This window comes from Hwanghaeella sp., assembly GCF_965227365.1.
Lineage (GTDB): Bacteria > Pseudomonadota > Alphaproteobacteria > UBA8366 > Aestuariispiraceae > Hwanghaeella.
On the sequence record NZ_OZ245754.1, the window covers coordinates 970,050 to 995,840 of the forward strand.

The 25,791-nt window shown below is 62.4% G+C and carries 22 protein-coding genes; 9 read left to right on the forward strand and 13 right to left on the reverse strand.

The features are described 5' to 3' along the window. Positions 1-10: 10 nt before the first annotated feature. Entirely contained in the window at positions 11-1,039 is a 1,029-nt protein-coding gene (locus ACQK2G_RS04345) for a DUF2817 domain-containing protein (protein ID WP_425403797.1), read from the reverse strand. A 47-nt stretch (positions 1,040-1,086) separates the two neighbouring features. Between ACQK2G_RS04345 and ACQK2G_RS04350 the strand changes: the two genes are divergently transcribed. Beyond that, the gene (locus ACQK2G_RS04350) at positions 1,087-1,755 is read left to right on the forward strand and encodes a tetratricopeptide repeat protein (RefSeq protein ID WP_425403798.1); all 669 of its coding nucleotides are present in this window, start codon (positions 1,087-1,089) and stop codon (positions 1,753-1,755) included. A gap of 40 nt (positions 1,756-1,795) precedes the next feature. On the opposite strand, the gene pyk is transcribed toward ACQK2G_RS04350, so the two are convergent. Beyond that, positions 1,796-3,220, reverse strand: a complete 1,425-nt coding sequence (gene pyk, locus ACQK2G_RS04355; protein WP_425403799.1) for a pyruvate kinase — start codon at positions 3,218-3,220, stop codon at positions 1,796-1,798. A gap of 144 nt (positions 3,221-3,364) precedes the next feature. Further along, positions 3,365-3,943, reverse strand: coding sequence for a UbiX family flavin prenyltransferase (locus ACQK2G_RS04360; RefSeq protein ID WP_425403800.1), 579 nt, complete (start codon positions 3,941-3,943; stop codon positions 3,365-3,367). Between the two features lie 456 nt (positions 3,944-4,399). On the opposite strand from ACQK2G_RS04360, the gene ACQK2G_RS04365 reads away from it, so the two are divergent. The 3 genes from ACQK2G_RS04365 to ACQK2G_RS04375 all read left to right on the forward strand — a co-directional run bounded on the left by ACQK2G_RS04365 (position 4,400) and on the right by ACQK2G_RS04375 (position 7,357). Continuing rightward, positions 4,400-4,564 carry a YdcH family protein gene (locus ACQK2G_RS04365; protein WP_425403801.1) on the forward strand — a complete coding sequence of 55 codons (165 nt, stop codon included), beginning with the start codon at positions 4,400-4,402 and terminating at the stop codon, positions 4,562-4,564. 375 nt (positions 4,565-4,939) lie between these two features. Beyond that, complete coding sequence (locus tag ACQK2G_RS04370; RefSeq protein WP_425403802.1) at positions 4,940-5,926, forward strand: DMT family transporter; 987 nt, start codon at positions 4,940-4,942, stop codon at positions 5,924-5,926. A gap of 144 nt (positions 5,927-6,070) precedes the next feature. Then, on the forward strand, positions 6,071-7,357 hold the full coding sequence (locus ACQK2G_RS04375; protein ID WP_425403803.1) for a diguanylate cyclase: 1,287 nt from the start codon (positions 6,071-6,073) through the stop codon (positions 7,355-7,357). Positions 7,358-7,490: 133 nt separating this feature from the next. Here the strand turns inward: ACQK2G_RS04375 and ACQK2G_RS04380 are convergent, their stop codons facing one another. Continuing rightward, a complete protein-coding gene (locus ACQK2G_RS04380) occupies positions 7,491-7,919 on the reverse strand; it encodes an FKBP-type peptidyl-prolyl cis-trans isomerase (protein ID WP_425403804.1) in 429 nt (142 codons plus the stop codon). A 462-nt stretch (positions 7,920-8,381) separates the two neighbouring features. On the opposite strand from ACQK2G_RS04380, the gene ACQK2G_RS04385 reads away from it, so the two are divergent. The 3 genes from ACQK2G_RS04385 (at position 8,382) to ACQK2G_RS04395 (ending at position 11,958) form a co-directional block, all read left to right on the forward strand. Further along, entirely contained in the window at positions 8,382-9,395 is a 1,014-nt protein-coding gene (locus tag ACQK2G_RS04385) for an IS110 family transposase (RefSeq protein WP_425403805.1), read from the forward strand. Positions 9,396-10,177: 782 nt separating this feature from the next. After that, the gene (locus tag ACQK2G_RS04390; protein ID WP_425403806.1) at positions 10,178-11,410 is read left to right on the forward strand and encodes an AAA family ATPase; all 1,233 of its coding nucleotides are present in this window, start codon (positions 10,178-10,180) and stop codon (positions 11,408-11,410) included. A 17-nt stretch (positions 11,411-11,427) separates the two neighbouring features. Beyond that, a complete protein-coding gene (locus ACQK2G_RS04395) occupies positions 11,428-11,958 on the forward strand; it encodes an RloB domain-containing protein (protein WP_425403807.1) in 531 nt (176 codons plus the stop codon). A 114-nt stretch (positions 11,959-12,072) separates the two neighbouring features. Here ACQK2G_RS04395 and ACQK2G_RS04400 read toward each other — a convergent pair whose 3' ends face one another. The 7 genes from ACQK2G_RS04400 to ACQK2G_RS04430 form a co-directional block, all read right to left on the reverse strand. Next, a complete protein-coding gene (locus tag ACQK2G_RS04400) occupies positions 12,073-12,762 on the reverse strand; it encodes an SDR family NAD(P)-dependent oxidoreductase (RefSeq protein WP_425403808.1) in 690 nt (229 codons plus the stop codon). A 61-nt stretch (positions 12,763-12,823) separates the two neighbouring features. Beyond that, positions 12,824-13,789: a 2-hydroxyacid dehydrogenase gene (locus ACQK2G_RS04405; RefSeq protein WP_425403809.1), complete on the reverse strand. Its 966-nt coding sequence runs from the start codon at positions 13,787-13,789 to the stop codon at positions 12,824-12,826. 135 nt (positions 13,790-13,924) lie between these two features. Continuing rightward, positions 13,925-15,916 (reverse strand): ATP-binding protein, encoded by a 1,992-nt coding sequence (locus tag ACQK2G_RS04410; RefSeq protein WP_425403810.1) that lies wholly within the window; start codon positions 15,914-15,916, stop codon positions 13,925-13,927. Positions 15,917-16,086: 170 nt separating this feature from the next. Beyond that, positions 16,087-17,034: a DMT family transporter gene (locus tag ACQK2G_RS04415; RefSeq protein ID WP_425403811.1), complete on the reverse strand. Its 948-nt coding sequence runs from the start codon at positions 17,032-17,034 to the stop codon at positions 16,087-16,089. A 124-nt stretch (positions 17,035-17,158) separates the two neighbouring features. After that, positions 17,159-18,103 (reverse strand): DMT family transporter, encoded by a 945-nt coding sequence (locus ACQK2G_RS04420; RefSeq protein WP_425403812.1) that lies wholly within the window; start codon positions 18,101-18,103, stop codon positions 17,159-17,161. After that, positions 18,100-19,419 carry a DNA polymerase IV gene (locus ACQK2G_RS04425; protein ID WP_425403813.1) on the reverse strand — a complete coding sequence of 440 codons (1,320 nt, stop codon included), beginning with the start codon at positions 19,417-19,419 and terminating at the stop codon, positions 18,100-18,102. The genes ACQK2G_RS04420 and ACQK2G_RS04425 overlap by 4 nt, the downstream gene beginning before the upstream one ends. 3 nt (positions 19,420-19,422) lie before the next feature. Further along, positions 19,423-20,313, reverse strand: a complete 891-nt coding sequence (locus tag ACQK2G_RS04430) for an ROK family protein (protein WP_425403814.1) — start codon at positions 20,311-20,313, stop codon at positions 19,423-19,425. A 236-nt stretch (positions 20,314-20,549) separates the two neighbouring features. On the opposite strand from ACQK2G_RS04430, the gene ACQK2G_RS04435 reads away from it, so the two are divergent. Together ACQK2G_RS04435 and ACQK2G_RS04440 are read left to right on the forward strand one after the other, a co-directional pair. After that, a complete protein-coding gene (locus tag ACQK2G_RS04435) occupies positions 20,550-20,915 on the forward strand; it encodes a response regulator (protein WP_127763742.1) in 366 nt (121 codons plus the stop codon). Between the two features lie 135 nt (positions 20,916-21,050). After that, positions 21,051-22,493 carry a PleD family two-component system response regulator gene (locus ACQK2G_RS04440; protein WP_425403815.1) on the forward strand — a complete coding sequence of 481 codons (1,443 nt, stop codon included), beginning with the start codon at positions 21,051-21,053 and terminating at the stop codon, positions 22,491-22,493. Here ACQK2G_RS04440 and ACQK2G_RS04445 read toward each other — a convergent pair. After that, positions 22,490-24,415, reverse strand: coding sequence for a M1 family metallopeptidase (locus ACQK2G_RS04445; protein ID WP_425403816.1), 1,926 nt, complete (start codon positions 24,413-24,415; stop codon positions 22,490-22,492). The genes ACQK2G_RS04440 and ACQK2G_RS04445 overlap by 4 nt on opposite strands. A gap of 62 nt (positions 24,416-24,477) precedes the next feature. Next, positions 24,478-25,761, reverse strand: a complete 1,284-nt coding sequence (locus tag ACQK2G_RS04450; protein ID WP_425403817.1) for a ChaN family lipoprotein — start codon at positions 25,759-25,761, stop codon at positions 24,478-24,480. Between the last annotated feature and the right edge of the window lie 30 nt (positions 25,762-25,791).

Below are 25,791 nucleotides of genomic sequence, written 5' to 3' on the forward strand. Positions count from 1 at the left end.
AGGACATTTCCTACAGATCGTCCAAATCCGCAGCCTTCAGGCGCAAACCCGCGTCGGCCATTTCCTCCGCCGCCTCGATGGCCCGCAGGACGATCGCCTCGGCTTGGGCATAGACCTTTTCCCGCCAGTCGCGCTGGGCGGGATAGACCTGGCTGGTCTGCTGCCGCCCGGTAACGGTATTGACCAGGCCGGTACCGGGAAAGGTACCGAACTCCACAATCATCGATACGGATTCCGCTTCTTCCGCCAAGCCGGCGAGCCCGCCGCTGCCGGACCTGTCGGATGACCCCTTTTCGTCGGATGGGCCAGGGTCCTCTCCGTCGAGCGGGCCGAACCAGCGCCGCGCCCGGCCCCGGGCGGTGCCGGCGGGTGGGTCGGGGTTCCTGATCGACGGGACCGCCCAGCCGCCGATCCCGGTACGGAAGTCCAGGCACAGCACGAATTGCGTTTCCGGCAGGAATTCCGCCGCGATGCGTTTCAGGTCCTCCCGACTCCAGGCCGAGGCCGAGGCGGAACCGGTGCTTGTGCCGGGGACGGGTGGCTCTTCGGTTTTCGCTTCCGGCCCGCCGTCCATGGTATTGCCGAGTTCCGTGCCGAAACGGCGGTCGACGGCGGTCAGCAACTCGCGGGTCCAGTTCGCTTCCGCCTTTGAGATCGCATCCCCGTCGACCAGGATGGGCGCCGCTTCGGCCGGCGGCCGCGGCCAGACCGCGCCATTCGGATTGACCGCGTGTACCAGCACGATCGAGACCGGACGTTCCAGATGCCGCTGCACCCGGTTCCGCAGCAGGCCGGAGCAGATACCGGCATGAACAAGGCCCGCTTGCCCGCCGGCCCCGCTGCACAGCACGATGGTGCTATGCGCGGTGGGCGCGCCGAGGCGTACCGCGTCGCAGTAGAGCTCTCCTATGCCGTCGGACGGCTGGATAGGGCGAGACGGCAGGGTGAGGGGCGCCAGCCCGGCTTTCAGGCATTCGGCCAGAAACCGGTCCCGGGCCTCGGCCGGGTCATCACAAAAGCATGAGGCGTGGTCTTCCAAGGCGGGCTCCAATTGCGGGGCAAATCGAAAAGGCGCATAGTTCAAGCATGAAAGCTCGACGACTCCAAGTTTCGGGATCGCCTGTACCGGACCAACAAGGCCGAAATGGATCGCTTTCCCGCATAGCCGGTTCCCGGCGGCATGACGGTCTTTGGCGGCGCTGGACGGTGATCGTCCTGTTGACGCTGTTTGCGTTTGCGGGGCTGACGGTCAGCCCATCCAGGGCGGATCAGAACCATCCCCAACTGGATACGCTTTTCGCCCAGTTGAAACAGGCAAAGAGTTTTGAGACAGCGCATGCGCTGTCGGACCGGATCTGGAGCATCTGGATCACGAACGAGAAGGACAGCATCAACATCCTGATGCGGCAGGGCATGCGGGCGATGCAGAGCGGCGACTTTGCCACCGCTTATGACTATTTCACCACCATGACAGATCTGGAGCCGGATTTCGCCGAGGCCTGGAACAAACGCGCCACGGTGCTGTTCCTGATCGGCGATCTGGACGGATCGATCAAGGATGTGGAACGGACATTGGCGCTGGAACCGCGCCATTTCGGGGCGCTGACCGGACTGGGCATGATCAATGACGCGCTCGAGGATGAGGAAGCCGCGCTGGATGCCTATGAGGCGGCGCTGGACCTCCACCCCTATCTTCCGGACGCGACTTTCCGCGCCGAGCAGCTACGCAAATCGCTGGAAGGGCGCCGGATCTAGCCGACGCCCGTCCCGAGCCAGGGTACCTTCCCGAAGCGACCTAGTCCTGAACGCCGACCCGGGCGATCCGCAGCAGGTTGGTCTTACCCGGCGTGCCGAAGGGAACGCCTGCCGTAATGATCACGCGATCTCCGGGATCGGCGAAACCGTCGATCCGGGCCTGATGGGTCGCGATGTCGACCATGTCGTCCAGGCTGTTCGCGTCCGGCGTGCGGCAGGAATGAACGCCCCAGACGATGGCGAGCAGCCGCGCGGTGCTTTCCCGCGGCGTCAGGCAGATGATCGGCTGGCGCGGTCGTTCGCGGGCCATGCGGAAAGTCGTCGAGCCCGAGGTCGTATAGGTGACGATGGCCGCCGGGTCGATCGTATCCGCCGCGATCCGAACCGCGGCGCTGATCGCGTCCGGCGTGGTGTCCTCCGGCGGGTGGCCCTGGTTGCGCAGGCCGCCCCAGTAGAGGTCTTCCTTCTGCACCCGTTCGATGATCCGGTTCATCATCTTGACCGATTCCAGCGGGTAGTCGCCGGCCGCCGTCTCGCCGGACAGCATCACCGCATCCGCCCCCTCATAGACGGCAGTGGCGACGTCGGAGGCTTCCGCGCGGGTCGGTACCGGGCGTTCCATCATCGAATCCAGCATCTGGGTCGCGACCACGACCGGTTTCCCGGCGGCGCGGCAGGCGGTGATGATCCGGCGCTGCTGGACCGGCACGTCCTCCGCCGGCATTTCGACGCCGAGGTCGCCGCGCGCGACCATGATCGCGTCGGCCAGTTCGACGATTTCCTCCAACCGCTGTACGGCGGACGGCTTTTCCAGCTTGGCCAGGATGCCGGCGCGGCCCTTCACCAACTCGCGCGCCTCGGCAATGTCTTCCGGGCGCTGCACGAAGGAAAGCGCGCACCAGTCGACACCGAGGTTGAGGCCGAATTCCATGTCCTTGCGGTCCTTCTCGGTCAGCGCCGAGAGCGGCAGGACGACGCCGGGCACGTTGACGCCCTTGCGTTCCGACAGCGGGCCGCCGACCGCGACGACCGTATCGGCATGGTCCGGGCCGCAGGACTTGACGCTGAGGCGCACCCGACCGTCATCCAGCAGCAGGTCCGTGCCCGGTTCCAGCGCCGCGAAGATTTCCGGATGCGGCAGCGGCGCGCGGGTTTCGTCCCCCGGGGCCTTGTCCAGGTCCAGGCGGAAGGCCGCGCCTTCCTTCAACTCGATCGGTCCGTTGGCGAATTTGCCGACCCGCAGTTTCGGCCCCTGCAGGTCCATCATGATGCCGATCGGACGGCCGGTGCGCTTCTCCACGTTGCGGATCGCCTGATGGCGGGCTCGGTGCTCGTCCGGCTCACCATGGGAGAAATTCATCCGGAAGACGTCGACGCCGGCCAGAAACAGATCCTCGATCTGTTGTTCCGTGCTGCTCGCCGGCCCCAGAGTGGCGACGATCTTGGTGCGGTGATTGCGCTTCATGGTGGTCTCTCGTCCCTGGCTTTCATGACGGTGATCGCGCTGCATCCGTCCCGACCGGGACGGGCGGCGCCGCCTTGGAATACAGATGTACCGTGCTTCGGGCCCGAAATGAAACCGGGCAATTGGGGGCGGCGCCCGTGAAGTTTATGTTTCGCTCTCGCGCCAGCGGGCGACGCGGCCGGTTTCCAGCCCGAACAGGTCCAGCACCCGGCCGACCGAATGGTTGACCAGATCGTCGATGCTCTCGGGCTTGGTATAGAAACCCGGCACCGGCGGCGCGATGATGCCGCCCATCTCGCTGACCGTCAGCATGTTGCGCAGGTGGACGTTGGTCAGCGGGGTTTCCCGCACCATCAGGACCAGACGCCGCCGCTCCTTCAGGATGACGTCCGCCGCCCGGGTCAAAAGGGTGGAGGTGACGCCGGTCGCGATCTCCGCCAGCGATTTCACCGAACAGGGCGCGACGATCATCCCGTCGGTCCGGAAACTGCCGCTGGAACAGGCCGCGCCGACATCGCCGATCGGATAGGACTTGTCCGCCAGGGCGCGCAGATCCTTGGCCGTCAGGTCGGTCTCGTAGGCCAGGGTCATTTCGGCCGCCCTGGAAATAATCAGATGCGTTTCGACATCCAGTTCACGCAAGGATTCCAACAGTTTGATGCCATAGACCGCGCCCGAGGCGCCGCTGATCCCGACGATGATTCTTTTTCGATTTTCCGACATGATCCCTCGACTTCTGCGCTGAATGCGATACCATATTCGTTCGGGCGGGGAAATCCGCCGTATAGGTGCCGGTTACTATCTCCGGCCATGATCCCGACCGGTCTTCAGCGGGTGGTTACGCGCTAAAAGTAGGGCCGGGGGAGATGTCGGAAAGACCGGCAGCCGACCTACGGTCGCCTGAACAGGTGCTGTGCCACACAGCAGGGTTTTCTCCGCTTGGGAGACGGACCGGACGCACGGTCTGCAGTCACTCTGCACGGGGGCGATCCCCTGGCTATGTCTCCCAAAGCCGGTCGGCCGACCGAAAGGCGGTGCGGGCTGTCGGATGGGGAGACGAGGCGCGGCAAGGACCCTGTTCCTTGATACGGCGCGTCGCTTGAAGGGCCGGTGCTTCGCCCTCGGACATGTGGGTCCGACCCGTTTTGGCTAACCAACGGGAAGCGAAGGAGCACACCCATGAGCCTGGAAGCGCGCATCGAAGCATTGAAGGAAAAGCATGCTCACCTCGAGATGAAGATCGACGAGGAAAACAGTCGACCGATGCCCGATGACGCTCTCGTCCATACGCTAAAACGAGAGAAGCTTCATCTGAAGGATGAAATTGAGAGGCTGATGCACTAGCCGCCGTTTCATTCAATCCAACAAGGGCGTGCCGGACGGGCGCGCCCTTTTTATGTCGGCCCCCACGATTTGGCCCCCCACGATTTGGCCCCCCGCGATTTGGGCCTCGCGATTTGGCCCTCACCGTTTTAGGCCCTCGCCGTTTACCTCCCGCCGTTTGTCCCGAAACACACGCGCACACAGCGCGGGCAGCGACGACTTGGCGGCACAGGTTTGATGATCGCGCCCCCGGCCCGTTGCCGTGGCGGGGCGGTGGGATATATACGGTGCCCAGCCGTGAGCCCGCCGCGATCGACGGGCAACGGCGTTTTTTGCAACCCGCGGCCCGCTTCGGCCCGCCGCGCCCCATGCGGGAATTCCAATTCATGCAACGCCATGCGATGTGAGGCACAGAGCAACCCGCCCGCCGGGTCGGCCCCGCGGCAGATCAAGGTGCACGGGACGCCGCACGGGACTCCGCAGGAGGACCGCCTCAATCCGCTGGGCATCCTGCTCGGGATCAGCGCCGCCGTCTTCTGGGGCGCCTATCTGGCGATGTCGCGGGCGGGTGTCGGCATGGGGTTGGACGGCTATGACGTCGCCTTCATCCGTTTCGCGGTCGGCGGCGTGCTGATGCTGCCCTGGTTCCTGATGAACAGCCCGCACACCCTGGGCGGGGTCGGCTGGGGCCGCGGCATCGCCCTGGCGCTGACCGCCGGGCCGCTTTTCATCCTGCTCACCGTGGCCGGTTATTTCTTCGCGCCGCTCGCCCATGGCGCGGTGATCCAGCCCTCGACCTCGATGGTCGCGACGGCGGCGATGGCCGTCTTCCTGTTCGGGGAACGGGTCGGCCCGGCCCGCACGCTGGGCCTTGCCGTGGTCGTCATCGGCCTGGTCGTGGTGTCGGGGCAGGGCCTGTTCCACGCCTCGCTGGAAACGCCGATCGGGGACGCGATGTTCGCCGCCGCCGGGCTGCTCTGGGCGATCTTCACCGTGCTCGGCAAGCGCTGGGGCATCAGCCCGGTCGCCGCGACCGCCGCGGTGTCGGTGCTGTCCTGCGCCGTGATGGTGCCCGGCTATCTGGCGACGGTGGGGCTTTCCAAGCTGGCCGCCGTGCCGTGGGAAATCCTGCTGACGCAGATCGTGGTTCAGGGCGCGCTGGCCGGTGTCGTCGCGATGCTCTGCTATACCCGCGCGGTCCAGCTTCTCGGCGCCGGCCGCGCCGCTATCTTCCCGGCCCTGGTCCCGGTCAGCGCCATCGTCGTCGGCATCCCCGTCGCCGGCGAATTCCCGACCGCCAGCCAGTTCGCCGGGCTGGCCGTGGTCACCACCGGCATGTTGATCGCACTCGGCGTGCTGCGCCTGCCGCGTCTGCGGCAGTGAGGCGGCGCCCTCGGTGACGCGTTCGCGGTACCTGATTGCGGCGGTTTCGCGGGATTTGCGCGCGCGGCGTATCGAAAGCTTCCAAAACAGGATAGTCTTGTATAAAGCCCGCGGGCCTTTCGAAATTTTCGAGCAACCCCGCCGATGCAAGACGATTACAGCCACCTGGTTCATATCGAGAGCCATGACGAGCTCCGGCTCTATGAACTGATCCCCAACGTCGTCTGGATCTTCGATCTGGACACGCACGGCTGGTGGTGGGGCAATCGCGCCTGCCTGGATTTCTGGGGGCTGGAAACGCTCGATCAGCTGATCCACAAGGACCTGTCCGGCGATACGCAGGGCGCGCGCGACCGCACCCGGCAGACCTTCGACCTGGCCGCCAAACAGGGCCTGACCATCGACCCCTGGACGACCTATCCGCAGGGCAAGCCGAAATCCCTGATGATGATGCACCGCGCGGTCACCGTCGGCCCGGACCGGCACCGCGCCATCATCGCCTATATCAACGAGGAGGTGAATCTGGGCGAAACGCCGGAGAACCTTCTGTTGGTGGAGGCCGCGCGCTATACCCGCGTGCTGGTCACCTGTTTCACGCTCGACGGCGACCCGGTGATCGAGAACCCCGCCGCGACGGAAGCCTACAAGCACCTGCCGGCGGAAACGGGGGAGGGCGGTCCGAGCCCCTTCGCCGCCCGGTTCCAGGACCCGGCGGCGGGTGCTGCCTGTTTCGACCTGGCGAAACGGAAAAAGGGCGGCCGCTGGACGCACAAGATGCGGACGGGCGCGGGCCTGCGCGACCATACGCTGGACATCCGCATGACCCGCCACCCCCTGACCGGGGATTTCCTGCTGCTGGTCGCGGAATACGACGTGACCGATCTGCTCGCCGCGCTGCGCTCGGAGGAACAGTTGAAGGAGGAGATGCGCGCCATCGCCTTCTATGACACGCTGACCGGCCTGCCCAGCCTGCACCTGTTTCAGGATATCAGCGCCAGCCTGATGAACCTGGCCACCCGCGCGGGCGAGGAACTGGCCGTCATGTTCATCGACCTGGACGGGTTCAAGCAGGTGAACGACACATACGGCCATGACGCCGGGGACAAGGTGCTGCGCGAAACCGCCCGGCGTCTGGAAGCCACCCTACGCGGGTCCGACGTCGTCTCCCGCATCGGCGGCGACGAATTTGTCCTGCTGCAGACCGGGGTGAAGAGGGAACAGGACGTCCTGATCCTGGCCCGCAAGCTGGTCGCGGCGCTGTCCAAGCCCGTCGCGCTGGAGGATGGAGAGAGCGCCCGGATCGGCGCCAGCATCGGCGTCGCCCTGTATCCCCAGCACGGCACCGACATGGAAGCCCTGCTGAAAGCGGCCGACGCGGCGATGTATCGGGTGAAGAAAGCCGGCAAGAACGATTTCACCCTGGTGGCTTGAGCAACCTCAAACCCCCAACGACGAAGTCGCGGATTCAAACCCCGGCGACGACGTCGCGGCCTCAAATTCCCACCGACGACGTCGCGGTTTCAAATTCCAGCGGGGCCGCGCGGCCCCGCTGCGTCAGGCGTGGTCAGGCGATCGCGACCAGTTCCACGTCGAAGATCAGGGCCTTGCCGGCCAGTGGATGGTTGGCGTCCAGGATCAGCTCGTCCTCGGTCTTGTCGGCGACCATGACGGTCACGGCCTGGCCGTCCTGCGTCTGCATCTGCAACTGGGTGCCCGGCTCGGTCGGGATGTGGTCCGGCACGTTTTCCAGCGGCACCGCCTGCATCTGGGTCGGGTCGTGCTCGCCATAGGCCTCGGCGGCCTCGACGCGCACCGTGCGTTTCTCGCCTACTTCCATCCCGTCCACGCCGGCTTCCAGCCCGGGGATGATCTGCCCGGCGCCCAGTTCGAAGGTGATCGGGTCGCGCCCTTCGGAGCTGTCGAATACGGTGCCGTCATCCAACGTGCCCTTGTAGTGAAGATGCAACGTATCGCCCGTCTTGGCTTGGGTCATGGCGGATGTCCTTTCGGTATTGCTTGGATGTGCCGACTTCACGTCGGGCGTGGAGCGAGTATTCGCTTGGGCATCAGGCTTCCATCGGCGCAAGGCGCGGCAAGCCCGGTTTCCCGTTCATCTCATGAAAAACAATGTGGGGGAGGCCACCGGCCCGATCAAGGGAGAAGTCGGCTTTCCTGCGGTAACGTCGCGTCCGCGTTGAGGGTGCCAAGCCGTGGGCGGTGGCGCCGAGGTTTAAAGGGGGGATGATCGTGGCGGAAAGTTACTCCTAGGGGAAACCATCGCCAACTTCACCGATCTGGACGGCAACCTGTGTTCGCTGCGGGACGGAGGAAGGTTCCGGCGACGCAAACTAGGGAGAAACGAACTAAGTAAACTGATGGGGTGGACGGCCCCTGCTGCGGCATCGCTGTGCCAAGGTGGTGTCTGTCAAAGGATCACCAATTGAGGAGACCGTCCATGAGCAGCATAGCAGTAATCGGCTTGGATATCGCCAAGCGTGTTTTCCAGGTTCACGGATCGAATACATCGGGCGCGGTTTTGGAACGCCGTCAGCTGCGCCGTTCGGACATGCTGAGCTATTTCGGTTCGCTTGAGCCGTGTCTTATCGGAATCGAAGCCTGTGCGACGGCGCATTTTTGGGGCCGGGAACTTCAAGCCCTTGGACACGATGTCCGTCTGATCCCGCCGCAATACGTGAAGCCCTATGTGAAGCGGAACAAGACGGATGCGGCGGACGCGGAAGCGATCTGCGAGGCGGTGACGCGGCCCGGCATGCACTTCGTTCCGGTAAAGACGGCGGAGCAGCAAGCCGTGCTGAGCCTCCATCGTATTCGGGACCGGCTGGTTCGCCAGCGGACGATGACGGGGAACGCCTTGCGCGGGCATATGGCTGAGTTCGGGATTGTCGAGGCGCAGGGGATCGCGGGTACGAAGCGTCTGGCCGCGATAGTAGAGGACGGTGAGGATGCGCGTCTCCCGACGCTGGCACGGCGAGCGCTGATGTCGCTGGTCCGCCAATTCTACGATACCGTGGAAAGAATCGAGGAACTCGGCCGGGAACTCACCGCATGGCACAAGAAGAACGAGACGAGCCGGCGGCTTGCCTCGATGCCGGGCATCGGGCCAATACTTGCGAGTGCGCTTGTCGCCAGCGTCCCCGACCCCTCTGTCTTCGCCTCGGCACGGCAGTTCGCTGCCTGGCTGGGTTTAGTTCCGCGACAGCATTCGACCGGGGGCAAGGCGCGCCTGGGCGGGATATCGAAACGCGGCGACGGCTATTTGCGCAGGCTTCTGGTGACCGGTGCGACGGCGGCTCTGTTCCGCTCGAAGGAGGTGCGCACCCGGCCCTGGGTGCGGGAGCTTCTCAAACGGCGGTCGGCGAAGGTCGTCGCGGTGGCGTTGGCCAACAAGATGGCGCGGATCGCTTGGGCGTTGATGCGCGACGGCGCTTATTACGCAAAACCGGCATGACCCAGCCGGAGCCGGTCGAGGTGCGAGGGTAGAACGAAGTGATGGCAAACGGTTGCGACCGAGGGCGCGCTCGAATCCGTACGGTGACAGAGGCTGAGACAAGCCTGCTATACTGATAGGACGCACGCTCGCGGAGACCATCGGGGCCAGCGGTCATAAGACCGCGCGAAACAGCCCGGACATATGACTGCACGCAACGACCGCCGAACCTTCATCCAACCCTTGCTCGAAAGGGGCCGTCCACATATGTCACCGTAATTGCAAACGGCGGTCGGCGAAGGTCGTTGCGGTGGCGTTGGCCAACAAGATGGCGCGGATCGCTTGGGCGTTGATGCGCGACGGCGCTTATTACGCAAAACCGGCATGACCCAGCCGGAGCCGGTCGAGGTGCGAGGGTAGAACGAAGTGATGGCAAACGGTTGCGACCGAGAGCGCGCTCGAATCCGTACGGTGACAGAGGCTGAGACAAGCCTGCTAAACTGATAGGACGCACGCTCGCGGAGACCATCGGGGCCAGCGGTCATAAGACCGCGCGAAACAGGCCGGACATATGACTGCACGCAACGACCGCCGAACCTTCATCCAACCCTTGCTCGAAAGGGGCCGTCCACATATGTCACTGTAATCGTGAAATGAGAGAACGTTCACCGAAACTAAGCTGGAACGTCTGGATAAGGGTTCGCAGCGAAAAATTGTTTTTAAGCGGCCATGTGCTGGACAAAAAAGTGTCCATAATATACTTGAGAAGCAAATTTTCGTTTTAAGTGTGAGGTTGTGCCTAGATGATCATTCGTGCGGAAATTGAAAACTACGGCTCTATATGTGGCCGGCAGATATTCGATTTGTCGGTGCCAAGTCGCACGCCTGAGGATGTGAACCGTTACTCCGTCATCAACTCGGATACGAGAGCACCTCGTGTCGCTGCAGTTTTTGGTCCAAACGCATCTGGCAAAAGCAGTGTGTTGAGCGCTCTCGTTTTTGCACGAGATTTCGCAGCTGATGCAGCTTCCGTCATGAACGATGGCGCTGTCGTTCTTGCCCCATTTACAGAATGTAAGGACGGGTCGTCGGGGCCGCTGTCAATAAGTGTCGAGTTTTCAGCACGCTGGTTGGATAATACACGTGACGTATTCCGCTATTCAGTTCGCTTTCGAAGGACAGGTCCATTTACTGGCGAAGTGATGGTCGAGGAACTTGCTGTGCGGAAGAAAGGTTCTTGGACAAAATTGTTCTGGCGAGAAGAGGACAGAATTGGAGCTAGCGAGCTATCAAGATTTTCTGCGTCAGAGATTAGCTTTATGGAAAAAACAGTATCGCTCAACAGTGGCCGATCATTCCTCAAGCAAGTTAGTATTCTGTCTAAAGATAATCTGGCAAAGGTAGTAACAAGTGACATTCTTAATTCGCTTCAAACCAATATACCATTCCATCGAACAAAAGGGTCTCAAGAAGATAGCGCCCTTACGAAAACGTACTCCGACAACAAAGATCTGTTGAGCCAGTTAAGGCAGATGATAAGAACAGCCGATATTGGCATTGCCGATGTCGAAGTCGAGACTTTTGGACCTGCACCCGGTGATCCTGATGGTGAGCAAAGTCGGGAGTTGTACTTCAATCACACCGGATTGAGGCGCCCGTTGCCGCTGTTTTTTGAATCAGATGGAACTAAAAACTTCGTCAATGTTTTTCCAAGGCTTGCTCACGCGCTAGCGAATGGTGGTGTCGCAATTATGGACGAGCTTGATACCGATCTTCATCCGAATCTCCTAAAAGAAATTGTTTCGTGGTTTCATGATCCAAACCAAAATAAAAAGGATGCTCAACTTATCCTTTCATGTAATTCAGCTTCTTTGTTGCACTACCTTGAAAAAGACGAGATATTTTTTACTGAGAAAAGTTCGTTTGGAACGACAAGAATTTACGGCCTGAAAGACATCGAGGACGTCCGTAGGACAGAGAACTTCTACAAGAAGTATTTGTCTGGAGAATACGGAGCAATTCCAAATTTTGGTTAAGTTCCGAGAGGTGGATCGTGAAGATAAAAAGAAAACCGACCCACTTTGTAGGATGCGAAGGCCAAAGTGAGGTTGGTTTTGTCGCTTGGTTTCATCAACATATGAACAATACGGGAAGGGATGTTGCACTGTCTCGTTCGAGGTGTACCGAGGGCGATGGTTTTGAAGTTGTAAGAAAAGCAATATCTGAAATGAACCGATTGCAAAAAGCATCAGGCAAGTTCCGGTCGTGTTGGGTAATGGTGGATGATGACAAGTGGGAAGGTAAGAAAGCTGCAGCACTACAATTGGCGAGGCGTGAAGGCATAGAGCCAATAATTGCCAACGACAATTTCGAAGCGTTTCTTGGTCGATTAGTAGCTTGCGATCTAAGTATTGGTGCGGAGCGGGCAAGACAGTTTTTGGTAAATGCGTGGCCAAATTACCAGAAGGGGCTCGATAAGACTTCGCTGGCGGAAAAGACAGAATTGCTGGTTCAAGGCCTAGAATTGTATCGGAATAGAAACTGTTCTTTTACAAGTTTCTTGAAAAAGGTCGGGTACTTTTAGGTTTGCAAATCTTTGACCAGCCTACGCTTCAATTGCCACAAGAACTTTGCTGCCGATTTAGGTGCCTTTAGCATCCTTTCGCAGTTTGCGCTTTCCGCTGATCGAACCAAGTCCCTAAAAACTCTCCACCCAAGGCCGTAACTCGATCTCCCAGGTCCACGCACTGCGGTGTTGGCGGTAGACATGCAGATAGGTTTCCGCAATCGCGTCGGGGTTGAGGAGGCTGTCGGGCTTGTCCGCCGGAACCGGGCGGGCGGCGCTTTCGATGCCGCCGTCGATGACGAAATGGGCGATGTGGATGTTCTTGGGTTGAAGCTCGCGGGCCAGGGACTGGCACAGGCCGCGCAGGCCGAACTTGCCCATCGCGAAGCAGCTTGAATTGGGATAGCCCTTCACGCCCGCGCTGGCGCCGGTGAACAGGATCGTGCCGCCGCCCTTCGCCTCCATCCGTTTCACCGCCTGCTGGGCGACCAGGAAGGCGCCATAGGCGGTGACCAGCACCGCGTCGCGGACGGCCACCGGGTCCAGGTCGGTCACCGGTCCGCGCACCCGGGCCGAGGGGTTGTAGACGACCAGGTCGGGCGTCGCGCCGTCCGCGTCCAACTGCTCGAACAGGGCGGCGACGCTGTCGATGTCCGACGCATCGCAGGCATAGTTCCGGGCGCTCAAGGCGCCGGCAAGGTCGGCGTTCCTGTCCGGGTTGCGGGAGGCGATGGTGACCTCCATTCCCTCTTTTTTGAAAAGACGCGCCAGACTGGCCGACAGGCCCGTTCCGGTTCCGACGATCAATGCTTTCTCGGCCATGATGCACCCCCTCAGGTTTCAGCCCTTGTTCCCATCCGAGCCGCCCGGGAGGGAGGCCCGTCTAGTTCACGGCGGCCGGTAGCGGCCTACCCGCGAAAAACGCATCCAGATTGTCCAGGCACAAAAAGCCCATGGCGTCCCGCGTCTCCACCGTGGCCGAGCCGATATGCGGCAGCAGGAAGGTGTTGGGCAGGTCCAGATACGCCCGGTTGAAGTTAGGCTCGTCCTCGAACACGTCCAGTCCCGCCGCCGCGATCCGGCCCGATTTCAGGGCCGCGATCACGGCCTTGTCATCCACCACCGGGCCGCGCGCCGTGTTCACCACCACCGCGCCCTGGGGCAGTTTCTCAATCCGTTCCGCGTTCAGGAAATGCCGGGTCTTGTCGGTCAGCGGACAATTGAAGCTGATGAAATCGCAATGCGGCAGCATGTCTTCCGGGTCGGCATGAAAGGTTGCGCCCTGTTCCAGTTCCGGGGCCAGGCGGCTGCGGTTGCTGTAATGGATTTCCATGTCGAAGCCGCGGGCGCGTTTGGCCAGCGCCCGGCCGATCCGCCCCATGCCGAGAATGCCCAGCCGCTTGCCGGTGACATGGGTGCCCAGCAGGCCCGTCGGCTCCCACCGTTTCCACTGGCCGCTGCGCAGGACCGTGGTCGCGTTATGCGCCATACGCGCCGCGCCCAGCAGGCAGAGCATGCCGATATCGGCGGTGGCGTCGTCCAGCACGTCCGGCGTATTGCCCACCTTGATTCCGCGCCGGGTGGCGGCGGCGATGTCGATCTGGTCGTAACCGACGGAGAAGGTGGCCAGCATCTTCACGCTGTCGGGCAGGCGGTCGATCACATCCGCCGGCATCGGTTCGGTCGGGGAACACAGGATGGCGTCGCACCCTTCCGCCTTGGAGAGCAGTTCGGCGGTGGACCAGATGACGTCTTCCGGATTGGTGATGGCGTCATAGTCGCGGGCGATGCGCGCTTCCACATTCGGCGGGGTCAGGCGCGTAACCAACAGTTTGGGCTTGCCGCTCACAATCGGTTCCTTTCCCGGGCCGCCCATCGATCAGGATCGGGCCCGTCTCGCTGTGTCGTTTGAGCCCCCCAATTCCAGACGGAAGCGGGGCAGGGGGTGCCGGATCGGCCCCCACCGGATCGGAACTGTTCCGACCTAGTCGGCGGGCGCGCCCAGATACCGTTCAAGACAAGAGGCTAAAGCCGGCTTGGTCAAGGGTTTGGAGAGGTGTTCGACCATGCCGCGTTCAAGGCTCTCCTCCGCGAAGATCCGGCTGGCATGGGCGGTCATGGCGACGACCGGCGGCATCGGTCGGTATTCCCCGGCCTCGGCCAGTGCCCGGCGGATCGCCTCCATGGTCTGGAAACCGTCCATTTCGGGCATCTGCAGATCCATCAGGATCAGGTCGAATTCCGTGCGCCGGGCGATCTGCAGGGCTTCCTCGCCGCCCGCGGCGGTCGCCACGGTATAGCCCAGCGATTCGACCAGCTTTTCGGCGACCAGCAGGTTGGTTGGGTTGTCGTCGACCGCCAGCACGTCGACCCGTCCCGCCGGCGCCGTGGGGGCGACGGCAGTGGCGGAGGCGGGGGCCGGGGCAGGCAGAGCGTCCGAAGCCGCTCCGGTCCCGCCGCTTGCCGCGGTTTGGCTGTCTTCCCCGTCGGCTTCCGGCGCGACGGCGATCAGCGGCACGCCGATGGTGAAGGTGGAGCCGACCTCCAGGCGGGAGGTGACGGAAACGAATCCGCCCATCGCCTCGATCAGCCCCTTGGCGATGCTCAGGCCCAGGCCGGTGCCCTCGTGGCGGCGGCTCAGGGAACTGTCCGACTGGGTGAAGGCGTCGAAGATTTCCGCCAGCTTCTCGTCCTCGATCCCCGGACCGGTATCGTTGACGGCGATATACAGGGCCGGGCCGTTCAGGGTCTTGCAATGACTCGACCAGACCGAAATGTCGATCGACCCGGCATCGGTGAACTTGGCCGCGTTACCGACGATATTGGTCAGGACCTGCCGCATGCGCACCGGGTCCAACTGCGCCAGGCGCGGGGCGGTTTCGTCGAAATCGACGGAAAGGGCGATGCCCTTCTTCTTGGTCGTGGCGCGGACCAGACTGGCGACGGAACAGACCAGTTCCTTGACCTCGACCGGTTCCGGCCGCAGGTCGACCCGGCCGGCCTGAATGCGGGTCAGGTCCAGGATATCGTTGATGACGGTCAGCAGCGCCGCGGCCGACCCGTCGATGATGCGAACGAATTCCTCCTGCTCCCCGGTCAGATCGGTATCCTTCATCAGTTCCAGCATGCCGATGACGCCGTTCATGGGGGTGCGGATCTCGTGGCTCATCATGGCCAGGAATTCGGTCTTTGCCTGGCTCAGGCGGATCGCCTCGTTGCGGGCGTGTTCCGCGTCTTCCAGGGCCGCGGCGGTCTTGTCGGTTTCCGCCTGCAAGTCCTCCAGCAGGCTTTCGCGGCGCCGCAGGGAGCGGACGGTGAACAGGGCGAAGCCGATCAGGGTCAGGGTGCCGACGGCCGCGACCAGGGTGAAGAAGCGCGCCGATTCCTGCACCGTCGCGGTCGCCGCCTCCAGGTTTCTGAAATTCGCCGCCGTGGTCTGATCGATCAGATCGGACAGCAGGGTCATCATGGCGATTTCCGCGTCTTCCAGGTCCTCGCGAAGCTCGTCGACCCGTTGAATGTGGATGCCGGTCGCGGTTTCGGCGAGGATTGCGCCGCTGGCGGTCTCGACCGCGTTCCAACGCACCTGGATCTGCCGCGACATCGGGCCCTCGCCGGCAAGGGCGGTAAAGTGCTGCATCCCGGCCAGGAATTTCTCCCGGCCCGCCGCGACCTGCTGCAACTCCTGCTCTTCTTCCTCCTCCTCGGTTTCCTCCCGGTCCTCACCGTCGATGCCGAGATGGTCCAGATGAACCTCGATGACGCGGATCAGGATCACTTCGTTGGTGGAGGAGATGACTTCCAGGGCGCCGGTATGCATTTCCTCCAGCACCGTTATCTCGGGCAGCAGGACCGTCTGGATTCGCTCGGCCGCGCGCTGGCCTTCCAGGATTCGTTGCCAGCCCAATCCCGCGAAACCGGCGAAGGCGAGAAGGCAGAAGGCCGCGACCAGGGCGAGTTGCATGCGCCAGGGCAAGGAAATCTCCAAATGATTGGACCGTGCCGCGAAGACAGGCGACCCAACGGACAGTAAGGCTGCGGATATTAGGTAAAAATCATTAAGTCGACGTTAACCGCCCTGCCCCGGAATCCGCGGAATCCGCGGAACCCGGGGAAGGGTGCCGGTTCTGCGTGCGGTTCGGGGTGTCAGCGCCGGCGCGCGACCCGGCTCAGGATTCCGGCATGGCGCACCCTTTCGCGATAGAAGGTATAGATGCCCATGCCGACGACGATGCCGGTGCCGATCAGGGTCCATAGATCCGGCACTTCGCCGAAGACGATCAGGCCGAGCAGGATCGCCCAGACCATGATCGTATAGCGGAAGGGGGAGATGAAGCCGATCTCGCCGTGCCGCATCGCCATGATGCCGAACAGATAGCCGATGAAGACCAGGACGGCGGCGCCGCCGAGGAACAGGAAATGGCCGGCTTCGACCGGTTTCCATTCCGCGAAAGGCAGGCACAGGCCGGACGTGACGGTAACGCCGACCGCCGTGGTCAGGGTGACAAACATCGAGGGGACGCCGCGGCTCAGGCTGCGGGTGGAAAGGTCGCGGATGGTGACGAAAAAGACCGCCGCCACGGCCCATAGCGCGAAGGCGTTGAACCCCTCCATGCCGGGTCGGACGATGATCAACACGCCCAGGAAACCGATGAAGATCGCCGTATAGCGCCGCCAGCCGACCTTCTCGCCCAGGAACAGGGCGGCGCCCAGCGTGACCACAAGCGGCAGGGACTGCAGAATGGCCGAGGCATTGGCGAGCGGCATGTTGAACAAAGCGGTCAGGAAACAGAAGGTCCCGCCGACCTCGCCGAACAGGCGCAGGGTCAGGATGCGCGCGTCGCGGCGGTCTGGACGGTAGAACAGGTCGCCGCGCCAATATGCCAGGGCGCCGATCATGACGATGGTGCAAAGCCCGCGCAGGAAGACGATCTGGAACAGATTGAGCTCGCCGGAAATCCACTTCATCGTGGCGTCGTTGCAGACGAATCCGGCCATCGATATGGCCATGAAAAGCGCGCCGCGGAAGTTTTCGTCGGCAGCGGTCGGCTCCGCGCCGGGGGCGGCGGTTCGGGTATTGGGCTCGGCGGCCATGATGGTCTTCTCGTTCTTGCTTTTGCCGCTGGTCTGAAATGGCGCGTCCCCTGGAAGGGCACGGGGTGGTGCCGGGCCGATAGATCCATGGGCCTATCGTTCGATCGGAAATCGGATGCGTCGTTCAGCTGCGGGGCGTTTCCTGGGCCGAACGGTGCGCCCGTACCGCCCGCTTCGCAAGCAGTCTTTCCCGGTGGAAGGTGTAAAAGCCCATGCCGACGACGATCGCGGTGCCGACCAGGGTCCAGAAATCGGGCAGATCGCCGAAGACCAGGAAGCCGACGATGGTCGACCAGATCACGATCGTATAGCGGAAGGGCTGGACGAAGCCGATCTCGCCCTGCCGCATCGCCATCACGCCGAACAGATAGCCGATGGTCAGCAGGCAGGTGGCCAGCGCCAGATAGCCGAGATGCCCGATCTCGACCGGGTGCCATTCGGTGAAGGGCAGGCACAGGCCGGCGGCGAGGGTGACGCCGATCCCGGTCGTCAGGGTGATATAGAGCGAGGGCACGGTCCGCGGCAGGCCGCGGGTGGCGAGATCGCGGATCGAGATCAACCCGACCGCGACGACGGCCCACAGGGCATAGCTGTTGAACCCCTCCATGCCGGGGCGGACGATCACCATGACGCCGAGGAATCCGATGAAGACGGCGGTATAGCGCCGCCAGCCGACCTTCTCGCCCAGGAACAGCGCCGCGCCGAAGGTGACGGTCAGCGGCATCGCCTGCATGATCGCCCAGGCATTGGCCAGCGGCATGTTGAACAAAGCGGTCAGGAAACAGAAGGCGCCGGCCACCTCGCCGATCACGCGCAGCAGGATCAACCCGGCTTCGCGCCGTGTCGGGCGGAAGAACAGCTCGTTGCGGAAATAGGCCAGGGCGCCGACCAGCAGGATGGTGAACAGACCGCGCAGGAACAGGATCTGGAAGATCGTCAGATCGCCGGAAATCCACTTGATCGCGGCGTCGTTGCAGACGAATCCGGCCATCGACAGCGCCATGAAGGCGGCGCCGCGGAAATTGTCGTCGCTCGTCGTTTGCGGATGGGCGGGGGTCAGGGCCGTCACAGCGAGCGCCCCTTGATCACGGCATCGCTGCCCAGTTTCTCCCGGATCTCATCCATCACACGCTCCAGTTTGGCGGCCTTGTCCCGGTCGGGATCGGCCAGGTCGGGCACGTCCGCGTCTTCCGGCGGGCCCAGATCCGCGCCGCCGATGCCCAGCAGCCGGTAGCGGCGACCATCCGCCTCTTTTTCCAAAAGCTCCAGCCCCTGCCGGAATAAAATTTCGGCCAATTGGGTGGGGGTGGAGAGTTTGCGGCTGCGGGTCAGAATCCTGAAATCCGAGGTGCGCAGTTTCAATTGAACGCTGCCGGCGGAAAATCCGTGTTTCTTCAGCCGGCGCGCGACGCTCTCGCATAGCGGCCACAGGATATGCGCCAGTTCCTGAAAATCGGACAGGTCCTCGGCGAAGGTGGTCTCGTTCGAGATGCTCTTGGTCTCGGAATTGGGGTCGACCTTGCGGTCGTCCTTGCCACGCGAAAAGTGATACAGTCTTTCGCCCATGGAGCCGTATCTCTGTATCATGTTTTTCAGTGGCATGTCGCGCAGCTGGCCGATGGTCGACACGCCGTCCTGGTGCAGTTTCCGCTCCAGCGCCTTGCCCACGCCCCAGATCATCTTCACCGGTTTTTCGGTCAGGAAATCAAGCGCTTCGGCCTCTCCGATCACCGCGAATCCGCGCGGTTTGTCCAGGTCGCTGGCGACCTTGGCGAGGAATTTGTTGTAGCTGAGCCCGATCGAGGCCGTCACCCCCGCCTCCCGCTCGATTCGCCGCACCAATCCCGCCAGAGTCCGCGCCGGACTGCCGCCGTGCAGATGCTCGGTTCCGGTCAGGTCCAGGAAAGCCTCGTCGATGGAAAGCGGCTGTACCAAAGGGGTGACGTCCAGCATCATCCGGCGGATTTCGCGGCCGACCTGGGAGTATTTCTCCATATTCGGGCGGATCACCACCGCGTCCGGACAGGCCTGCAGGGCCTTGAACATCGGCATGGCCGACCGCACGCCGTACATCCGCGCGACATAACAGGCTGCCGAGACGACGCCGCGCCGCCCGCCGCCGACGATCACCGGCTTGTCGCGGATTTCCGGGTTGTCGCGTTTCTCGACCGAGGCATAAAAGGCGTCGCAATCGATATGGGCGATGCCGAGGCCGTGCAGCTCCGGATGCCGCTTGGTCCGGCGCGAGCGGCATTCGGGGCAGAGCAGCGCGGCCTGCCGCACTTGCCCCCCGCCGTCCGTCCCGTCCGTCCCCTCATCGTCTTCGCCGGGCGCGGTCCAGACATGCAGGCAGTCCCGGCACAGGCAATCCGCGGCGTCGGGCATCGCTCAATCCCCCGGCCAGAGCCAGGCGGCGCCGCGCACGCCGCTGGAATCGCCGTGAACCGGCGGCAGCAGCCGCGTATTCACCCGGTCGGAAAACACCCATTCCGCCAGCAGCGGCGGGACATTGGCGTACAGCCTTTCCAGGTTCGAGAGCCCGCCGCCGAGGACGATCACGTCGGGGTCCAGGATGTTGATCAGATGCGCGAGCGACCGGGCCAACCGGTTCTCGTACCGCGCAAGGCTGTCCGCCGCGGCGCCGGAGCCGTCCCGCGCGAGAGCTGCCGCGGAAATCTCCGCCCCGGTATGGAGACGGTGATCGCGCGACAGGCCGGGCCCGGACAGGAAAGTTTCGATACAGCCGTGTTTGCCGCAATAGCATAGCGGGCCGGGGCGCTCGGAATCCCGCGGCCAGGGCAGGGGATTATGGCCCCATTCGCCGGTAATGCCGTTCGGCCCGTCGACCAGCGCACCATTGACCACGAGGCCGCCGCCGACGCCGGTTCCCAGGATCACCCCGAAAACGACGGCCGCGCCCGCCGCGGCGCCGTCGGCAGCTTCGGAAAGCGCGAAACAGTTGGCGTCGTTGCTGAGCCGCACGGGCCGGTCCAGAACCTTCTGCAGATCCCGGTCGAAAGGCTCGCCGATGAGCCAGACGGAGTTGGCGTTCTTCACCAGACCCGTATCGCGGGAGACGGTGCCGGGAATGCCGACACCCACCGGACAGGCGCGTCCCACCTCGGTCTCAAGGGCGCCGACGACATTCTTTATCGCGTACAACGTGTCATGATACCGCCCTTGCGGCGCATCGATCCGAAGGCGTGCGGCTATTCCGCCGTCGCGGTCGAGCGCGATGCCCTCAATTTTCGTGCCGCCAAGGTCGATCCCGATCCGCATTGGTCGTTCTGTCAGCTTTCAAAAAGTTCTTTCAAGGAAATTGGCTTGTTTTGTTTAAGGAGATAGTCTGATAGACCGATGTTAACCTACTGGTAAGTTTGCTGATATATCGATGCTTTCGGGGTCCGCAAGGAAAACGGGGCAACAAGCATGAAACAAGCCGTTAGGGGAGCCATTGCATTGACGGTAATCGGCCGGACATGTCGGGCTTTTGGCATTCTGCAAGTGAGGGTTCTATGACGCATAAGGTAATGATCGTCGAGGACAATGAGCTGAATATGAAGCTCTTCCACGATCTGTTGGAATCCAGGGGGTACGACATCATCGAAACCCGCGACGGCATGGAAGCGCTGAAAATGGCGCGATCCGAACGGCCGGACCTCATCCTGATGGACATTCAGCTGCCGGAAGTCTCGGGGCTGGAAGTGACCAAGTGGATCAAGGAAGACGATGATCTGAAAGCCATTCCGATTATCGCGGTGACGGCCTTCGCCATGAAGGGCGACGAGGAAAAAATTCGCGAAGGCGGATGTGAAGCCTATATCGCCAAACCGATCTCGGTGACCAACTTTCTGGAAACGGTTGCCCGATTCCTGAATTAGTAACCTCTGATTGTCAGCAGGACCGAGAAATATGCCGAACCGAAGAAACTGGATGATTTTCCCGTTTGTCGCGGGCATACGGCTCCATCCTGTCGTATGCCGACGACTTTCTTGATCGGCTGACGAAGAAACCCCATGACTGCACGCGTCCTAGTCGTCGACGATTTGCTTCCGAACGTGAAGCTGCTGGAAGCGAAGCTGACCAGCGAATATTTTGACGTCGTCACGGCGGGCGACGGACCGAGCGCGCTGGCGTCGATCGCGGAAAATGCGCCCGATATTGTGCTTCTCGACGTGATGATGCCCGGCATGGACGGGTTCGAAGTGTGCCGCCGCATCAAGGACGATCCGAAAACCACGCATATTCCCGTCGTGATGGTGACCGCGCTGTCCGACAACGCCGATCGGATCCGCGGATTGGAAGCCGGCGCTGACGATTTCCTCACCAAGCCTTTGAACGATACCGCTCTCTTCGCGCGCGTCCGTTCACTGGTCCGGCTGAAAATGCTGACCGATGAATGGCGTCTGCGTGAACAGACATCCGGTCAGCTCGGTGTCCTTCAGGAAGAGAAGGCGATGTCCGACGTGGATACGACGGGTGCGCGGGTCCTGATCATCGAGGAAGGCGAAATCGACTGGATGAAAATCAGCGAAACGCTGAAGACCGAGAATGCGGATCTGGTCCACGCCCGGAACGGCGAGGAAGCCCAGAAAGCGGCCATGTCCGGTCCGACCTTCGATCTGGCCATCGTGAACCTGAATCTTCGCTCTCAAGACGCTTTGCGCCTGACCAGTCATCTGCGCGCCATGGAACGGACGCGCTATACGCCCATCCTTCTGGTGGCCGAAGAACATGACATGGAAAAGGTCGCCAAGGGCCTCGACCTCGGCGTCAACGATTACCTGATCAAGCCGATCGACCGGAACGAGTTGCTCGCCCGGGTGCGGACCCAGATCAAACGCCAGCGTTATCAGGAGCGCCTGCGCGACAATTACGAGCGCAGTCTCGTCATGGCCCTGACGGACTCGCTGACCGGCCTCTATAACCGTCGCTACGTGACCGCGCATCTGGGCGGCATGATGGAACGTCACAAGCAGACCGGTAAACCGCTGGCCCTTCTGATGTTCGATATCGACTTCTTCAAGAAGGTGAACGACACCTATGGGCATGCGGCCGGGGACGAGGTTCTGGTCGAACTTTCCCGACGTGTGATCGATCACGTGCGCAGCGTGGATACCGTGGCGCGCCTGGGCGGCGAGGAATTTGTCGCCGTGCTGCCCGATACGGAAGAGGAAGTGGCGCTCGTGGTGGCGGAGCGGCTGCGCTATACGATGGCGGCCGAGATGTTTGAGATGAGAGCTGCCAATATCAGCCAGACGGTCACCATTTCGATCGGCGTGGCCATGCTGCAGGACGACGACAGCCTGGACAGTCTGATGAACCGGGCTGACGAAGCGCTATACGCGGCGAAAGGCGGCGGCCGAAATCTGGTTGTGATCCTGAAGGACGGTGAAACCCAGATTCTGCCGCAAACCAAGCCCGGCGCGGAACCGCCGGAACCTGCCGCCGCCAGCTAATCAACCGCCGTCAGATCTCGCGAAAGCGGGCTTTCCTCTGATTTCCAGACGCCCTTGTCCTGTGCCCGGCGGCCTTCGAACGTCACAAAGCTTCGGCTGCCGTAATGGGGCAGCGGACGCAGCAGGGCCTCGACGGCAGCGGCATCCTTGCCGCGGATAAGCAGGACCGGATGCCCGTCGGCGCTGCGGAAGGACCAGGCCGCGGCCGATCCCGCTGCGACGCGGGTCGGTACGTCCGCGGCAAGATAGGTCGCGGCATAGCGGCCGATTTCATCATCCTTTCCGACGACGATGGTTGCCCGTCCCGGTTTGCCTTCGGCGGCCGGAACCGTCTTTCCGGACAACCTGTTCACGAGCTTCAGCGCGACGGTGTTGAACGCCTCGTCATTGCCCAGGACGACCGCGTCGATCGCCTGCGCCAGTGTTATGTCGCGCATGATCGGTGGGCTCTCCCCGGGCAACAGGCGGCGGAACAGATCGAAGTCTGGATCGACCGAGATATGTTCCGGGGCGCTTGGAAGTTTGATGGTGACGGTTTCCTCCGGGGCGGAAAGCGAAACGAATTCCCGAGCCATGCCGTCGCGTGTCTCGATCACGATGGGGATGCGCAGGGTATAGGGCTTGCCGGTCTGGCGCAGAGTGATGGATAGCGTGTAACCGTCGGCGCCGTTGATGACCCGGGTTTCGGCCAGTTCAATCAGGGGCGCGCCAGATTGTTTGATCCACTGGGTAAAGAACCAGGTGAGATCGCGGCCCGCCGCCGATTCGAACGCGTCTTGAAGATCGGACCAACCGGCGCGGCTGAATTTATGATCGCGCCAAAAAAGCCGGATTCCTTTTTCGAAGGCCGGGGAGCCGATTTCCTGCCGTAACATGTGAAAGACATGGGCTACCTTGTTGTAGCCGATAACCTGGGATGCCTGATGTGTCTTGGAGACGAAGGCAGCCACCGGGGTATCGTCGCTGTCGGGCAACGCAGCGTAGTCGCGCAGCCATCCAAGGCGCATTTCCCGCGCCGCGTCCGCGCCATCCTGAACGGCCAGACCATAATCCGCGTGATAGGTCGTCAAACCCTCCGACCAGTTTCCGGTCGCATAGTCGATCGCAACGCCGTTGCCCCACCAATTGTGCAATACCTCATGGGCCAAGGATCGACCGCGCATGAAAGGCAGCGGAACGATCGTTCGCCCGATATAGGTCATATTGGGAAAACCGAGGCCGACCGGCAGCGGGGCGGAAACAATGTGGAAGTCGTCGAACGGGTAGGGGCCGATCACATCGGCGAAATGCCGGATATAGGTGGCCGACTGGGAAATGTAATGATCCGACGATTGAGCGATATCCTCGTGGAAGTAGGTCCGCAGCCGAATGCCGTCGATGTTCCGTTCCGCGACCGCATAGGGGCCGATGAAGAGCGATGGCGGTTCCGTCGGATAGTCGGCCGCGAATACCGCGTCGAAACCGCCTTCCGTCTCTTGTTCGGAGACGATCCGGCCGGTTGCGACAGCGCGCTGCTTTCCGACGACGCGCACAGCCAGACGATAGGTAACCTGTTCAGAACCGGTATCCGGCAGCCAACTGACATAGCCGGGAAGAAAGCTGCCTTCTTCCGGATCGGCGGCGGCACCGGCCGCGCGACGGCGTTGATCCGGCGGGGGCATGGCCGGAACCGATCCGGCGGCATGGATCGTAACGCTCTCCATCGGTCCAGCCGGGTTGGTAATGCGCCAGAGCCGGCCTTGACGTTCGACGGTCAGGGCAACGCCGTCGACTTCGGCACGATCGATGCGCAGCCAATCCGTCAGGGCGACGGTGATCTCGGTGGTGGCAGGAATGGTCAGTCGATCGGAGACATCGAGCTGCCGTGTGACGGGAACGAATAGGGCCGTTGCGTCATGATGTGGAAGTTCCGGGCCCGCCATGACCGGAAATACCGCAAAAAGGTAAAAAACAGCGGCAAATGCGCTGAAGCAGCGCACGGCCTTCATCGTGCCGCCCCCGGTAAGGGCGGAAACTTGGCGATGACGGAGAGCGTGTCATCCCCGCGTTTTATGTCGAGCGGCAGCCAGGTGCCCGGTGCCTGGCGCTGGATGATCTCGACAAGGTCCCCGTTCCGGCGCACCGGCACGCCGGCAGCTGAGGTCACGATATCCCCTTCGGCCAGTTGTGCGGTCTCGGCGATGCTGCCCCGCGAAATCCTCAGAATGCGGATGCCGTCCTCGACAGCCTCGATGACGACGCCCAGACGGGGTTTCGGCCTTTCAACCGCCGTGTCGGTCGCCGGGTCGACGACGAAGACCGCATCGGCAAGGTCGGATGGCACGGTTTGACAATCCTCGCCGGCCTCCACCGGAACCAGCACGGCGACGTTCTCCACGCCCAGATCGGCAAGCTGATGCGGCACACCATGCCCGTAATCGATATGTCCGCGTCCCATCACACCGACGACCAGGGCTTTCGGGTTCTGTTCCTTCGCCGCCGCCAAGGCTTCGGCCATGGCGCGATCCCAGGTGAGCTGTGCCTGAACGAAATTATCGAAAGGCTTGGAGGTCAGAACGCTTTCCATCGTGACAGGTGCCGCCTTGTCTGCGGCCCCCGCGGCCTCACCCGCCGGTTTCCCGCCGCCATGCTGCATTTTGGCCAGAAAAACCTTTGCCAAGGACTCTCGATAGGAGGCGCTCGCCGGCGCCGGGTCGGTGATTCCCATCCGGTCTTTCTCGGATACGGACGCCCATCCTTCACGACCGACTTGCGCGATCAGCGACCGGTCCACGTTCAGCGCTACCATCGTATTTTTGTTCAATCGGGCCTGGTCGAACATGGGCATGTAGAAAGCGGGATCATAGCCCCACACTTCGGACCAGCGACTACGTGACAGGAATTCCCTCCGCCCCAGCTTACCGGATGTCCATTCGTCGAGCACTGGTTGGACGGAACGAGGAAACATCTCGAACCCCAAAACAAGGTCGGGCAATAAGGCCCGCAACCCGGCGATTGTCTGGGCTTGCCACAGGTGATGGTCGCGCGCGGTGTGCTGTTCACCCAGCAGAACGACGTCTTTCTTCGCGAGGTCGGCAAAGACGGTACGAGGATCCAGACTCTGTTTTGTGGATGGATCGATCCAGCGTCCACCGGACTCGCAGGCAGAGGCCATGGTCGGCATCTCGTTCCGCGCGGAGGCGGCGCAGCCGGCGGCTACCATGACACCCGACGCCAACAGGATTGACGTCAGGAAAGAGCGACCGCCGGTTTCAAACCACCCTAGCATTTGCAGTCTCCAGGCACGGATATTTCCTCT

Coding starts and splice junctions, on each gene's coding strand:
- ACQK2G_RS04350 (WP_425403798.1), top strand. CDS start 1,087: ATGAAAGCTCGACGACTCCAAGTTTCGGGATCGCCTGTACCGGACCAA.
- pyk (WP_425403799.1), bottom strand. CDS start 3,220: ATGAAGCGCAATCACCGCACCAAGATCGTCGCCACTCTGGGGCCGGCG.
- ACQK2G_RS04360 (WP_425403800.1), bottom strand. CDS start 3,943: ATGTCGGAAAATCGAAAAAGAATCATCGTCGGGATCAGCGGCGCCTCG.
- ACQK2G_RS04365 (WP_425403801.1), top strand. CDS start 4,400: ATGAGCCTGGAAGCGCGCATCGAAGCATTGAAGGAAAAGCATGCTCAC.
- ACQK2G_RS04370 (WP_425403802.1), top strand. CDS start 4,940: ATGCGATGTGAGGCACAGAGCAACCCGCCCGCCGGGTCGGCCCCGCGG.
- ACQK2G_RS04375 (WP_425403803.1), top strand. CDS start 6,071: ATGCAAGACGATTACAGCCACCTGGTTCATATCGAGAGCCATGACGAG.
- ACQK2G_RS04380 (WP_425403804.1), bottom strand. CDS start 7,919: ATGACCCAAGCCAAGACGGGCGATACGTTGCATCTTCACTACAAGGGC.
- ACQK2G_RS04385 (WP_425403805.1), top strand. CDS start 8,382: ATGAGCAGCATAGCAGTAATCGGCTTGGATATCGCCAAGCGTGTTTTC.
- ACQK2G_RS04390 (WP_425403806.1), top strand. CDS start 10,178: ATGATCATTCGTGCGGAAATTGAAAACTACGGCTCTATATGTGGCCGG.
- ACQK2G_RS04400 (WP_425403808.1), bottom strand. CDS start 12,762: ATGGCCGAGAAAGCATTGATCGTCGGAACCGGAACGGGCCTGTCGGCC.
- ACQK2G_RS04415 (WP_425403811.1), bottom strand. CDS start 17,034: ATGGCCGCCGAGCCCAATACCCGAACCGCCGCCCCCGGCGCGGAGCCG.
- ACQK2G_RS04425 (WP_425403813.1), bottom strand. CDS start 19,419: ATGCCCGACGCCGCGGATTGCCTGTGCCGGGACTGCCTGCATGTCTGG.
- ACQK2G_RS04430 (WP_425403814.1), bottom strand. CDS start 20,313: ATGCGGATCGGGATCGACCTTGGCGGCACGAAAATTGAGGGCATCGCG.
- ACQK2G_RS04435 (WP_127763742.1), top strand. CDS start 20,550: ATGACGCATAAGGTAATGATCGTCGAGGACAATGAGCTGAATATGAAG.
- ACQK2G_RS04440 (WP_425403815.1), top strand. CDS start 21,051: ATGACTGCACGCGTCCTAGTCGTCGACGATTTGCTTCCGAACGTGAAG.
- ACQK2G_RS04445 (WP_425403816.1), bottom strand. CDS start 24,415: ATGGCGGGCCCGGAACTTCCACATCATGACGCAACGGCCCTATTCGTT.
- ACQK2G_RS04450 (WP_425403817.1), bottom strand. CDS start 25,761: ATGCTAGGGTGGTTTGAAACCGGCGGTCGCTCTTTCCTGACGTCAATC.